Annotated in this window: 12 protein-coding genes; 4 read left to right on the forward strand and 8 right to left on the reverse strand. The window is 74.1% G+C overall.

Translation table 11 applies throughout. The features are described from left to right. From QSK15_RS14985 to QSK15_RS15005, 5 genes are all read right to left on the reverse strand, one after another. Complete coding sequence (locus QSK15_RS14985; protein WP_285794805.1) at positions 1-2,385, reverse strand: tetratricopeptide repeat protein; 2,385 nt, start codon at positions 2,383-2,385, stop codon at positions 1-3. Beyond that, positions 2,382-4,148, reverse strand: coding sequence for an ABC transporter permease (locus QSK15_RS14990; RefSeq protein WP_285794806.1), 1,767 nt, complete (start codon positions 4,146-4,148; stop codon positions 2,382-2,384). Before QSK15_RS14990 ends, QSK15_RS14985 begins: the two co-directional genes overlap by 4 nt. Further along, positions 4,145-5,422: a type 2 periplasmic-binding domain-containing protein gene (locus tag QSK15_RS14995; protein ID WP_285794807.1), complete on the reverse strand. Its 1,278-nt coding sequence runs from the start codon at positions 5,420-5,422 to the stop codon at positions 4,145-4,147. Before QSK15_RS14995 ends, QSK15_RS14990 begins: the two co-directional genes overlap by 4 nt. Next, positions 5,419-6,051 carry an ATP-binding cassette domain-containing protein gene (locus QSK15_RS15000; RefSeq protein ID WP_285794808.1) on the reverse strand — a complete coding sequence of 211 codons (633 nt, stop codon included), beginning with the start codon at positions 6,049-6,051 and terminating at the stop codon, positions 5,419-5,421. The genes QSK15_RS14995 and QSK15_RS15000 overlap by 4 nt, the downstream gene beginning before the upstream one ends. A gap of 92 nt (positions 6,052-6,143) precedes the next feature. Further along, entirely contained in the window at positions 6,144-7,121 is a 978-nt protein-coding gene (locus QSK15_RS15005) for a helix-turn-helix transcriptional regulator (RefSeq protein ID WP_285794809.1), read from the reverse strand. 44 nt (positions 7,122-7,165) lie between these two features. Between QSK15_RS15005 and QSK15_RS15010 the strand changes: the two genes are divergently transcribed. Together QSK15_RS15010 and QSK15_RS15015 are read left to right on the forward strand one after the other, a co-directional pair. Next, on the forward strand, positions 7,166-7,645 hold the full coding sequence (locus QSK15_RS15010) for a hypothetical protein (protein ID WP_285794810.1): 480 nt from the start codon (positions 7,166-7,168) through the stop codon (positions 7,643-7,645). After that, the gene (locus QSK15_RS15015; RefSeq protein ID WP_285794811.1) at positions 7,645-8,106 is read left to right on the forward strand and encodes a hypothetical protein; all 462 of its coding nucleotides are present in this window, start codon (positions 7,645-7,647) and stop codon (positions 8,104-8,106) included. The genes QSK15_RS15010 and QSK15_RS15015 overlap by 1 nt, the downstream gene beginning before the upstream one ends. Before the next feature lie 21 nt (positions 8,107-8,127). Here QSK15_RS15015 and QSK15_RS15020 read toward each other — a convergent pair whose 3' ends face one another. Together QSK15_RS15020 and QSK15_RS15025 are read right to left on the reverse strand one after the other, a co-directional pair. Then, positions 8,128-9,309, reverse strand: a complete 1,182-nt coding sequence (locus tag QSK15_RS15020) for a low temperature requirement protein A (protein WP_285794812.1) — start codon at positions 9,307-9,309, stop codon at positions 8,128-8,130. Positions 9,310-9,334: 25 nt separating this feature from the next. Further along, the gene (locus QSK15_RS15025; RefSeq protein WP_285794813.1) at positions 9,335-9,754 is read right to left on the reverse strand and encodes a hypothetical protein; all 420 of its coding nucleotides are present in this window, start codon (positions 9,752-9,754) and stop codon (positions 9,335-9,337) included. 184 nt (positions 9,755-9,938) lie between these two features. Between QSK15_RS15025 and QSK15_RS15030 the strand changes: the two genes are divergently transcribed. Further along, the gene (locus QSK15_RS15030) at positions 9,939-11,024 is read left to right on the forward strand and encodes an S-(hydroxymethyl)mycothiol dehydrogenase (protein ID WP_285794814.1); all 1,086 of its coding nucleotides are present in this window, start codon (positions 9,939-9,941) and stop codon (positions 11,022-11,024) included. Continuing rightward, positions 11,024-11,653: an MBL fold metallo-hydrolase gene (locus QSK15_RS15035; protein ID WP_285794815.1), complete on the forward strand. Its 630-nt coding sequence runs from the start codon at positions 11,024-11,026 to the stop codon at positions 11,651-11,653. Before QSK15_RS15030 ends, QSK15_RS15035 begins: the two co-directional genes overlap by 1 nt. Before the next feature lie 32 nt (positions 11,654-11,685). Here the strand turns inward: QSK15_RS15035 and tsaA are convergent, their stop codons facing one another. Then, positions 11,686-12,114 carry a tRNA (N6-threonylcarbamoyladenosine(37)-N6)-methyltransferase TrmO gene (tsaA, locus tag QSK15_RS15040; RefSeq protein ID WP_285794816.1) on the reverse strand — a complete coding sequence of 143 codons (429 nt, stop codon included), beginning with the start codon at positions 12,112-12,114 and terminating at the stop codon, positions 11,686-11,688. Positions 12,115-12,138 lie beyond the last annotated feature (24 nt).

Below are 12,138 nucleotides of genomic sequence, written 5' to 3' on the forward strand. Positions count from 1 at the left end.
CTACGTCACGCGGCGCTCGGCGTCCTGCTCGAGTCGGGCGTCGGCGGCGGCCAAACCCTGCGCGTCGGCGACCTCCTCGGCCACCGCCGCCGCGTCCGCCCAGTGCCGCCGCGCGTCGGCCCCGTCGCCCAGCGCGGCGCAGGCGTCACCCAGGTAGAGCAGGGTACGCGCCAGCCCGGCGCTCGCTCGGGTCTCCTCGCGCAGCCGGCGGCTCTCGGCCAACAGCTCGTACGCCGTGCGCGCCTGCCCCGGGGTGCTGCTCAACAGCGTCGCCCCGGCGTTGAGCAGCGCCGTCGCCCGGCTGGTCGGGTCGTTGACCGACTCGTACTCGCGCAGTGCGGCCCGCCACGCCTGGGCGGCGTCCAGGTGCTCGCCGAGGGCCGCGTGCACCAGCACCAGGTTGGTCAGCGCCGCCGCGTACCCGCGCGCGTCTCCCACCGACCGGAACGTGTTGGCCGCCCGTACCAGGTGGTGGTGGGCCGTGTCCGGTTCTCCCCGGGCCAGGTGGGCCGCGCCCAGACCCAGGTCGGTGAGGGCGTGCCCGGCCCGGTCCGCGCCGGAGCGGTGCCGGCGGGACAGTTCCAGGTGCTCCACCGCGTCGTCGAGCTGCCCCAGGTCGAGCAGGGCCAGGCCGAGGTTCATCCGCGCCTGGGCGTTGCCCCGCCGCCCCCGCTCGTTGACCGCGAGCGTGAGCGCGGCGGCGGCCCCCTGCGGGTCGTGCCGGCGTCGACGCAGCACCCCCAGCTCGTTGTGCGCCCACCCGGCGATCTCCGGCCGGTCGTCGGCGGTCGGGGTGGCCAGCACGGTACGGCAGACCTGCTCCCACTCGTCGAGCCGCTCGGCGTACGCCAGCCACCCGCACAGCGCCACGGCCAGCCGGAACCACCACCGGCGGACCCGGCGAGGCAGGGTCTCCTTCGCGCCGGCCGGCACCCGCACCACCGCCAGCAGCAACTCCTGGTGCAGGTCGAACCAGCCGTACGGGTCGTCGTCGAGCGGCAGCGACCACTCCCGGTCCGGTGGGGAGCCGAGCACCGCCAGGTTGGCCGCGTGCCGTTCGGCCCGGCGGGCCAGGTGCCGGGTCAGCCGGGCCTGCGCGGCGACCCGGGCCCGGGCCGGATCCGCGTCGCGCAGGTGCAGACGGGCGCTGCCGGCCAGCAGGGGACGGATCTCGTACCGGTCGCCCGGCGCGCCGACCACGAACGCGGCGGCGGCCAACCGGTCGAGCAGCGCGGTCACCAGCTCGGGATGCCGCCCGGCCAGCGCGGCGATGGTGGGCCGGTCCACCGGGGCGGGCACCAGCGACATCAGCCGGTACAACCGTCGGGCCTGGCGGGGCAACGCCTGGTACGCGATGTCCCGTTCGGTGACCAGACGGGCCGCCGGTGACACGGCGAGCCGCTGGTGCGGTGGCGTCTGCACCGCGCGGCGCAGCGCCTCCAGCACGTCGGAGTGCCGCCAGCCGTGTTGAGCCGTGCGGTAACCGAGGGCGCGCACCGTGCGCGGCTGCCGCCCGCACAGGTCGACGATCTCGCGGACCGCCGGGTCGGTGCGCGGGTCGGCGCGCCGGATCCGGGCGGCGGGCGCGGCCCCGCCCGCAGTCGCGAACAGCTCCACCGCCTCGGACGTGCCCGGCTCGGCGATCCAGTGCGCGACCACACCCTCCAGACCGACCAGCGCCGGACCGCCGGCGAGGAGCAGACGGCAGGTGCGCGCGGTGGGTGGCAACAGCGGCCGAACCTGGTCGGGACGGTCGACGTTGTCCAACACCAGCAGGATCTTGCGGCCGTCGAGCTGACCGCGCAGCGCGTCGGCGGCGGCGGCGAGCGCGTCCGGTCGGCCGGAGGCCGGCGGGGCGGTGCCCAGGATCCGGGCCAACGCGGTGAGGACCTGCCGCGCCGAGCGGGGTCGGCCACGCCGCCGCAGGTCCAGGTAGTACTGCCCGTCCGGGAAGTCCTCCCGGCACCGGTTCGCCGCCTGCACCGCGCACGCGGAGGTGCCCACCGCGCGGCGGCCCAGCACCGCCACGGCGTGCTCCCGGGCGAGCAGCGCGACAAGCGCGTCGACGTGCTCGCGGCGACCGGTGAACTCGGCCGTGTAGGGCAGGGTGGGCGCCCCGGTGGCCGGTGTGGTGAGCACCTCCGTCGGCTCGGGGCCGACCTCGTGGCCGGCCCGGCGGCGGCGCACCTCGTACACCACGTAACCCAGCACGCCGCCGGTGGCCAGCACGATGGTCACCGGCCCGAGCACGCTGGCCACCAACTCGGAGAGGAGATTGCCGGCCAGGTTGCCGGCCACGTTGGCGAGGATGCTGCCGACCACGCCGCCGATCGCGATCAGCGCGGGCCAGCGCGAGCCGCCGCGCGCGCCACCCGGCCCGGTCACCGCACGCCCCCGGAGACCAGCCCGGCGACCAGGTGCCGCCGGGACAGGACCACGAGCACCACCGGCAGCACCGAGGCGAGCACCGAACTGGCCGCCAGCGCGCCACTGTTGCTCACGAAGCTGCGGGTCTGTTCGGCCAGGAACGGCCCGAGCGGCGACGCGCCCGACGCGCTGAACAGCCGACCCACCACCAGGTCGTTCCAGACCTGGACGAACTCCAGCACGGAGACCGCCACCACCGCCGACAGGTTGTGCCGGGCCAACCGGCGCAGGGTGTGCCACCACCGGCGCCCACCCAGCCGGGCGTCGCGGACCTGCTCGACCGGCAGGTCCGCGAACGCGTTGCGCAGCACCAGCACGGCGAACGGCACACCCAGCGCGATGTGCACCAGGGCCAGGCCCTGAGCCGTGCCGGAGGAGAGCACCAGGCCCAGCACCTCGTTGACCGGCCCGGCGATGACCTGGATCGGCACGACGCTCGCGGCCAGCAGCAGCAACCCGGTGGCCTGCGCGGCCGGCCCGGTCAACCAGGCCAACGGGTACGCGGCCAGCAGCGCGACCACCAGCACCGTGGCGGTCACGGCGGTGGCCAGCAGCAGGGTGAAGCCCAGCGTGCGCCACAGCTGGGTGCCGGTGAGCAGGTCGCGGTAGGACTCGCCGTTCGGCGGCGCGGACCACCAGCCCCGGGCGGCGGCGTCCACCCTGCCGTGCGCCGAGGTGGCGACCAGCACCGCCAGCGGCACCAGCCAGGCGACCGCGGCACCCGCCGCGAGCAGCCGGAACACCCGCCGGGGCGGGGCGACCGGAGCGGGCTCCGGTGCCGCCTCGACGCGCGGCGGGGGCCACGCCTGCCGGACGAAGAGCGCGGCCACCATGATCCCGCCGATGACCGCCACCAGCCACACCACGCCGAGCGCGGCGCCGTCGCCGGTGGTGGTGCCCCCGGACGTCTGCCAGATCCGCAACGCCAGCACCGACGCCTCGTCGCGGACCGAACCGGGGGTCATCACCAGGATGAGGTCGAACGTGCGGCTGGTGCCCACCGCCACCAACGCGAACACCACGGCGGTCGTCCGCAGCAGCAAGGGCCGCCACTGCGCGTCCCACAGCACGTGGCGACGCCCACCGCCGTACGCGCGGACCGCGTCGGCGAGACTCGGCGGCACCGCGTCCAGGGCGGACCGGAAGACCAGCACCGCCAACCCGACCCAGGCCCAGACGAACGCCGACATCAACGCGACGGTCACCATCCCCGGGCCGAGCAGCTGCGGCGCGTCCTCCAGCGAGCGGCCGGTCAGTCGGGTCGCGACCAGTGTGGCCAGCCCTCGGCTCGGGTCCGGGTCGTACATCAGCCGGAAGGTGACCCCGGTGACGACCAGCGGCAACGCCACCGGCACCAGCAGGATCAACCGCACCAGGCCGCCCTCCTGGGAGCGGCGGGACGCGGCGGCCAGCAGGTAGCCCAACGCCGTCACCACCGCCGGCACCAGCAGCGCCCAGAGGACCGTCCGGCCGACCACCGCGCCGGTGCCCGGGGCGGCGAGGGCGGTCCGGAAGTGTGCCGCGCCCACCCAGCGGCCGTCGGTGGTGACGCTGGCGTGCATGGTTCGCAACACCGGCCACAGCACCAGCCCACCGAGCAGCACCGCGGCCGGCAGCAGCAGGGCCGACGTCGCTCCCGCCGCCGGGTAGGCCCGGCCCCGCCGGGCCGGCCCGACGTCGTCGAGGACCGCCAGTTCGCCGAGCACGCGCACCTGACTCATCGGCCACCCCCCGCGTCGCGGGCCGCCGCGGCGAGCAGGCCGGTGGCCCGGCGGGTCGCCTCACCGGCCCGGACCCCATCGGTGACGTCGGCGAAGAAACCCTGCATGATGCGCCAGATGCCGACCCCGTCGGAGCCGGTGAACGGGCCGGGCAACTGGTCGGAGAGGTCGAACCGCAACGTGCCGGGCGTCCGCATCTCCTCGGCGAGCCGCTGGCCGACCCGGTCGCGGTAGCTGTCGATCGTGACGTTGGTGTTGGGCGAGAGGTAGCCGCCGGAACGCAGCCACGGCTGGAACGAGTCGGCCCGGGTGAGCCACTCGACCAGCTCGACCCCGCCGCGGGCGTCGGCGAACGCCACCGCCGCGTCCCCGCCGACGATCAGTGGGCCACCACCCGATGATGCGCCCGGAAACCGGAACGTCACCGGCGCCTCCGGGCCGCGCTGGAACGGGTCGGCGACGTCGGCGGTGAAGTCGGCCCCGACGAGCATCACCGCCCGCCGGGTGTGCACCACCTGGATGACCGACTCCTCGTACTGGGTGAGCAGGGCGCGTCGACCGCCGCCGACGAACGCCCCGTCGATGCTCCAGAGCCCGGCGAGCCGGTCCAGTGCCTCGCGCACCGCGCTGGCCTGCCAGTCGGCGCCCGCCCGGGCGAGGGCGTTGTAGCTCTCGGGTGCCACGTCGGCCAGGACGTTCTCGAACCAGTCGGTGAGCACCCAGCCGTCCGCGGCGCCGATGGCCAACGGCGCCGGCCCGCCGTCGCGTCGGGCGAGCGCGCCGAGCTCCCGGGTACGCCGGACCAGCTCGTCCCAGTTCGCCGGCGGCACGGGCAGCATCGAGGGCAGGTGCCAGACCAGCGACTTGTGCGCCGCCTTCACCCAGACCCCGTAGCGCTGACCCTCTGCGGTCAGCAGCTCACTCAGCCCGGCGGGTACGGCGTACCCGGTGGACGGGCGCACCGGGCTCAGCCACCCGCGTTGGGCGTACTCGGTGACCAGGCCGGGGCGCGGCAGGATCGCCACGTCCGGGCTGGTGCCGGCGAGGTGTCGGGCGCGCAGGAACGCGTCGATGTCGTTGCCGGCGCTGACCACCTGCACGGGCGAGGGGTAGCCGGCGACGACCTCGCGGAACCGGTCCAGTTCGCTGGTGCTCCAGACCACCGCCACCTGCACCGACCGGCTCCCGCCGGAGCAACCGGTGGCCAGCGCGGTGGCACCCACGGCGGCGGCCCGCAGCAGCGTACGACGACTCGCCCGGATCGCCGGCCTCATCGGGGCACCTCGCTCGGCTCGGTGACCAGCTCGTGGCGCACCGGAATCTCGGCCAGGGTGCCCGGGTCGGCGGTGCAGACCAGCACCGCCACCCCGGGAGCGTTCGATGGTGAGAGGCGGGGCATCAGGTCACCGAGGCGGCTGTCGCCCGCCGAGCCGGCCGGCAGGTCGATCACGAGCACCTCGGGCAGGCAGGCCGCCGCTCGGGCGAGCGCCACCCGGAACCGTTGGGCGGCGGAGATCTGGTGCGGCAGCAGGGTGAGGGAGAGCGCCAGTTCGAGCCGGTCGACCACGGTGGCCGTCCAGTCGTTGGCCACCTCGTGCACCCGTTCGCGTTTGCGCTGGCCGTACTCGATGTTGCGGCGCACGGTCAGCTGCGGCAGCAGCGCGCCACCGGCGGGCACGTAGCCGATCTGCCGGCGGGGCGGCGGCAGGGCGGTGACGTCCCGGTCGCCGACGAGGACGCGGCCGGTCACCGGTGGGGCGAGCCCGGCCAGCACCCGGGCGACCGCCGTGCCGTACCGGGGCGGCGCGACCAGGGCGGCGAGCGTGCCGGCGGGAACGTCGAGGGTCACCGGCCCGGTGCCGGGGACGGCGACCAGTGCGCGTAGCCGTAACGTGACCCTCACCTCCGGTGACCGTTGATGACCGTCCCAGGGTGGCACACCGTGCCGACAACCGACGCCCCCGACCCTTCCACTGTGGAGCGGGTCGGTCCTGTTCAGGTGGGGGAGTACAGCGCGGCGAGCCCGGCCGCGGTGGCGGCCAGCCGTTCGCGCAGCGCCACCGGGCTGAGCACCTCGACGTCGGCGCCGAGGCGCAGCAGCTCACCATGGGCGTGGGTGAGCGACTCGATCGGCAGCACGGCGGTCACCCAACCGCGCGCGTCGGGTGGCCCGGCGCTGGTGTTCATCGCGCTCACCACCGGGTCGCTGCCGATCTCGCGCAGCCGCTCCCGACCGGCCGGGGAGAGTCGGACGGTGGCATCGTCGCGGTGCAGCCGTTCCCGGAACCGCACCACGTGCGCCCGCCACCAGGTGGGCAGGTCGAAGTCATCGGGTCGGTCGAACTCCTGCCCGAGCGGGGTGAGCGCGAGGATCTGGTTGACCCGGTAGGTGGCCGGCGCGCCCCGGCCGGGCTGGTCGGCCACCACATACCACCGGCCGCCCTTGAGGACCAGGCCGTACGGCTCCAGGACCCGGGTCACCTCGCCGTTCCAGCCGCGGTAGCGCACCTCGATGCGGTGCTGTCGCCAGACCGCCTCGGCCGTGCGGGCCAGCTCGGGGGAGGCGTCGCCGTCCGCGTACCACCCGGGGGTGTCCAGGTGGAAACGTTGCCGCAGTCGGGTCGCCCGGTCGCGCAGCGGCGCGGGGAGCGCGGCGTGCAGCTTGAGTTGCAGCGCCGCCACCACGTCGCCGTAGCCCAGCTCGTCGGCAGGGCCGGGCAGGCCGGCGAGGAACAGCCTGTCGGCCTCCTCGGCGGTCAGCCCGGTGAGCCGGGTCCGCCAGCCGTCGACCAGCTGGTAACCCCCGGCGTGCCCGGCCTCGCCGTAGAGCGGGATGCCGGCGGCGTGCAACGACTCGACGTCCCGGTAGATGGTGCGGGGGGAGACAGCCAACCGCTCGGCGAGCTGCCCTGCGGTCAACCGCCCGTGTGACTGCAGCAGCAGCAGGACGGAGAGGAGTCGACTGGCCCGCACTTCACTGACACTAGTTGTCAGGGGACCACTCGTACCGTCCCGGCATGGCATTTCGCGACAAGGATCTGAGAACGCCGGGACCGATCACCGTGGACGGTCGGCACCTCAAGCGCTACCACATCGACCAGCCGCAACGGCCGCTCGAACCGGAGGTGGAAAAGGCCGCGTACGACCAGCTTCCCCTGCTGCTGGCCGACGTCGTCGACGACGGCACCCCGGCCGCCGGGTGGGTGGTGCTGCACCGGGGCGCGGACACCGGCGCGTACCTGCTGGCGTACACCTGGGTCTGGGACAACGCGGTGGAGGTCCGCGTCGCGGCGGCCGGGCAGCCGGCGCTGGACTGCCCGGACGACGACCCGACGCACTTCGTCGAGGTCCGTCGCCCCGCCGTCGGCTGCGTCTGGGAGTTGGCGGTGCTGGAGCACGAGCGGGCGGCCTGGGTGCGGCACATGCTTGCCTCGCAGGCTCCCCACCTGACCGGATATCTGCACGACACGCGAGCGGAAGGGCCGGTGGGCCGCTGATGGGCGACTTCGACTTCTTTGTGGGCACCTGGAACGTCGTCAACCGGCGGCTGCGCGAGCGGCTGGTCGGCTCCGACGAGTGGGAGGAGTTCCCGGGGGTGTCCGTGGCGCACGGCTTCTTCGCCGGCGGCGGTCACTTCGACGAGATCACGTTTCCGACCAGGGGCTCCGCCGGCGCCACGGTCCGGATCTTCGACCCGGCCCGGCAGGAGTGGTCGATCTACTGGATGAGCAGCGACACCGGAGTGCTGGGGCAGCCACCGATGGTGGGCCGCTTCATCGACGGGGTCGGCCGCTTCTACGCCGACGACCAGCACGAGGGACGCCCGGTGCGGTGCCGGTTCGTCTGGTCCGACATCAGCGCGACCACCGCCCGCTGGGAGCAGGCGTTCTCGGTCGACGGCGAGCAGACCTGGGAAACCAACTGGATCATGACCTTCACCCGGGCGTCGGAGGGCTGACCGTCAGGGGCGTGACCGCGGTCAGGCCGGGTCGGCCACCGCCGCGGTCCGCCCCACGTCGCGGCCGCGAAACAGCACGGTGATCGTCACGAGGGCGACCAGCAGCGCCGCGAGCACGTACACCGGGGCCGGGCCCAGCGGCGTGAGCAGTGCCAGCAGCGCGACGACCGGGAAGGCGACGACCACCGTGCCGTGCTGCTGCCGGCGGACGTGCAGCACCCAGACCGTGAGCAGGAAGACGGCGATCGGGACGGCCACCGCGTACCCGGCGGTCCGTCCCGAGATGTGCGCGAGGTGCCGCTCGTGGTCCACCGACACGCTCAGACCCGCGCCGACCGCGGCGACCGCCGCGAAGATCAGGTAGTGGCCGTAGCCCCAGATCAGGGAGTACGGCAGCCGGTCGGGCGCCTCGATGGGCCGGTCGAAGTAGAGCCACCACAGGGCGAACACGACCACGGTGGCCGCCGCCGCCATCGACCAGAGCTGACGGTCGCCGGCATCCAGTCCGGTCTGGATGGCCACCGACGTCGCCAGCACCACGTCACCGAGCACGATCAGGGTGAACAGTCCGTACCGTTCGGTGATGTGTCGCGGGTGCCAGGGAGTCATGCCCGGCCGCTCGGCCACCGCCGGCACCAGCAGGTCCGCCACGACCAGCAGCAGCAACGCCGCGGTCCCCCAACTCGCCGGCAGGGCCAGCCGAAGCAGCCAGCCGAGCTGGACGACGGTGACGCCGATCGCGTAGCGCCGGGCCGCCCGACGATGCGCCGGGTCACCGGCGGCGGCCCGGCACCACTGCACGACGAGCGCGATCCGCATCACCACGTAGCCGTACGTGATGATGCTGAAATCGCCGCTGGTGAACGCCCGCGGGACCCCGGCGGCGATGATCAGCGCCCCGGCGATCTGCACAAGCGTCGCGATCCGGTACAGGTCGTCGTCGGTGTCGTAGGCCGAGGCGAACCAGGTGAAGTTCATCCACGACCACCAGATCGCGAAGAAGACCATCAGGTACCTGGTGAACGCGTGGCCGAGGTGACCCTCGGAGACGTCGTGGTGCAGGCTGGCGGCGGCCTGCGACACGGCCACCACGAAGCACAGGTCGAAGAAGAGTTCCAGCGGCGTGGCGGCACGGTGCGGCTCGTCGCGACGGCGTGGCCGCATCGGCCGGTAGAACGGTCGTACCGACCAGGGCTGGGTCACCGCAGCTCCTCAGGCCGCCGCCAGGTCAGCCGCGCCGACGGCCGTGGGTCAGCCCCTCCAGCACCAGGGTCAGCCCCGCGCCGACCAGCCAGACGTCCTTGGCGAGGCCCGCACCCGCCTGGGTCGGCCGGACGCTGCCGGCTTCACGCATCCCCGGCGTCTTCAGGTACAGCTGCACCAGGCCCGCGCCGAACGCGGTCAGGCCGAGCCCGACCAGGGGCGCCGGGACGAACGGCGCGATCAGCGCGGCCCCCAGGGCGATCTCCGAGTACGACAGCAGCTTGGCGAAGCGGGCCGGCTCCAGCTGGCCGAGCTGAGGCATGGCGGCGACCGCCATCCCGTGCATGCCCTCCGCCGCGGCGCCCTCCAGGTTGCGCTTGCCCAGACCAGAGTTGAGGAAGTACGCGCCGATGGTGAGCCGCAGCGGCAGGTGGGCGAATTTCATTGTCACTCCCGTTGGCAGTGGTCGAATGCGGCCCGCGTACCCCGCACCGCCCGCGATAACCCGCCGGGGCGGCTGGGCAGGCTGTGGTGGTCGCGGTAGGTTCGCCGGGGGCCCAGCGCCGAGCCCGTGGCACACCCGCCCACCCCGGCACCCGGCCCTGCCGCAACCACCAGCAGGAGGCGAAGTGAGCCAGGAAGTCCGGGGAGTCATCTCCCGCAGCAAGGGCGCTCCGGTCGAGGTCACCACCATCGTTGTGCCCGATCCGGGGCCGGGTGAGGCGATCGTCCGGATTCAGTCGTGCGGCGTGTGCCATACCGACCTGCACTACCGCGAGGGTGGCATCAACGACGACTACCCATTCCTGCTCGGTCACGAGGCGGCGGGCATCGTGGAGCAGGTCGGCGAGGGCGTCACCGACGTCGCCCCGGGCGATTTCGTGGTGCTCAACTGGCGGGCGGTCTGCGGGGTCTGCCGGGCCTGCCGCCGGGGCCGGCCCTGGTACTGCTTCAACACCCACAACGCCACCCAGCGGATGACCCTCACCGACGGCACCGAACTCGCCCCGGCGCTGGGCATCGGGGCGTTCGCCGAGAAGACCCTGGTGCACGCCGGGCAGTGCACCAAGGTCGACCCGGCGGCCCGACCCGCCGCGGTGGGCCTGCTCGGGTGCGGGGTGATGGCCGGGCTGGGTGCGGCGATGAACACCGGAAACGTCACCCGGGGCGACTCGGTCGCGGTGATCGGCTGCGGCGGCGTCGGGGACGCGGCGGTGGCCGGTGCGCTCCTCGCCGGCGCCACCACGATCGTCGCCGTCGACACCGACAGCCGCAAGCTCGACTGGGCCCGCCGGTTCGGCGCCACGCACACCGTGAACGCGTCCGAGACCGACCCGGTCGAGGCGATCCGTGCCGCCACCGGTGGCTTCGGCGCCGACGTGGTGATCGACGCGGTGGGTCGACCGGAGACGTGGAAGCAGGCGTTCTACGCCCGCGACCTGGCCGGCACCGTGGTGCTGGTCGGCGTACCGACCCCGCAGATGCAGATCGAGCTGCCGCTGCTGGACGTCTTCGGGCGCGGCGGCGCCCTCAAGTCCAGTTGGTACGGCGACTGCCTGCCCAGCCGGGACTTCCCGATGCTCACCGAGTTGTACCTGCAGGGCCGACTCGACCTCGACGCGTTCGTCACCGAGGAGATCGCGCTCGACCAGGTGGAGACCGCGTTCGAGCGGATGCACCACGGCGACGTGCTCCGCTCGGTGGTGGTGTTCTGATGACCGCCCGGGTCGACCACGCGGTCACCTCGGGCACGTTCTCCCTGGACGGCCAGACCTTCGATGTGGACAACAACGTCTGGGTGATCGGTGACGACCGCGAGTGCGTCGTCCTGGACGCGCCGCACGACGTGGCGGCGATCCTCGCCCTGGTGGGCGACCGGCGGGTCCGGGCGATCCTGGCCACCCACGCCCACGACGATCACGTCCGGGTGGCGCCCGAGCTGGCCGAGGCCACCGGCGCGCCGGTGCTGCTGCACGCCGCCGACCGGGTCCTCTGGGACATGGTCCACCCGCACCTGCCGCCCAACGGTGAGCTGCACGACGGGCAGAGCATCGAGGTGGGTGGCACCACGCTGCGGGTGCTGCACACCCCCGGGCACAGCCCTGGCGCGTGCAGCTTCCACGCGCCGGAGCTGGGCGCGGTGTTCACCGGCGACACGCTCTTCGCCGGTGGCCCGGGCGCGACGGGTCGCTCGTACAGCGACTTCGACACCATCGTCCGGTCGATCCGCACCCGCCTGCTGACCCTCCCGGCGGAGACGATCGTGCACACCGGCCACGGCGACGACACGACGATCGGCGCGGAGGCGCCGCACCTGCAGGAGTGGCTGGCCCGCGGCCACTGACTCCTGCCGGCCTGGTGTGTGGTCGGCGGGCCTCAGCGTTCGTCGGCCGCGCCCAGCACCGGTTTGACGTCCAGGATCGGGGTGCCGTCGAGGGCTTCCAGGTCGGCCACCTCGATGCGCAGCCCGTCCACCGCCAGGACCCGCACCCGGTGCAGCCCGATCGGGTTGGGCCGGTGCGGGGAGCGGGTGCTGAACACCCCGCTCTCCGGCCGGCTCTCGTCGCCGCGCGGGTGCACCGCCAGCACGTCGCGCCGGGCGCGGTCCAACCAGGTCAGCACCAACAGCTCCGCGCCGATTCGCAGGTCACGCACTGCCCGCTCGACGTGCGCGTCGAAGACCAGCCACGCGGCCGGCGCGCCCTCGTCGCCCTGCCGGGGCGCGCTCACCGCGTCGGTCAGCGGCGAGGCGACCCGGCCGACCGGGCGCAGCAGGTACACGTCATCGCCCACTGCCTCGACCATCCCCGCTCCCTCCTGGACGGTCCC

Origin of the sequence: Micromonospora sp. NBRC 107095, from assembly GCF_030269705.1 — a bacterium.
Classification (GTDB): Bacteria; Actinomycetota; Actinomycetes; order Mycobacteriales; family Micromonosporaceae; genus Micromonospora; species Micromonospora parva.

What these genes read in the sequence shown, in the direction of transcription:
- QSK15_RS15010 (WP_285794810.1), top strand. Translation starts at nt 7,166, where the DNA reads ATGGCATTTCGCGACAAGGATCTGAGAACGCCGGGACCGATCACCGTG.
- tsaA (WP_285794816.1), bottom strand. Translation starts at nt 12,114, where the DNA reads ATGGTCGAGGCAGTGGGCGATGACGTGTACCTGCTGCGCCCGGTCGGC.
- QSK15_RS15025 (WP_285794813.1), bottom strand. Translation starts at nt 9,754, where the DNA reads ATGAAATTCGCCCACCTGCCGCTGCGGCTCACCATCGGCGCGTACTTC.
- QSK15_RS14990 (WP_285794806.1), bottom strand. Translation starts at nt 4,148, where the DNA reads ATGAGTCAGGTGCGCGTGCTCGGCGAACTGGCGGTCCTCGACGACGTC.
- QSK15_RS15035 (WP_285794815.1), top strand. Translation starts at nt 11,024, where the DNA reads ATGACCGCCCGGGTCGACCACGCGGTCACCTCGGGCACGTTCTCCCTG.
- QSK15_RS15015 (WP_285794811.1), top strand. Translation starts at nt 7,645, where the DNA reads ATGGGCGACTTCGACTTCTTTGTGGGCACCTGGAACGTCGTCAACCGG.
- QSK15_RS14995 (WP_285794807.1), bottom strand. Translation starts at nt 5,422, where the DNA reads ATGAGGCCGGCGATCCGGGCGAGTCGTCGTACGCTGCTGCGGGCCGCC.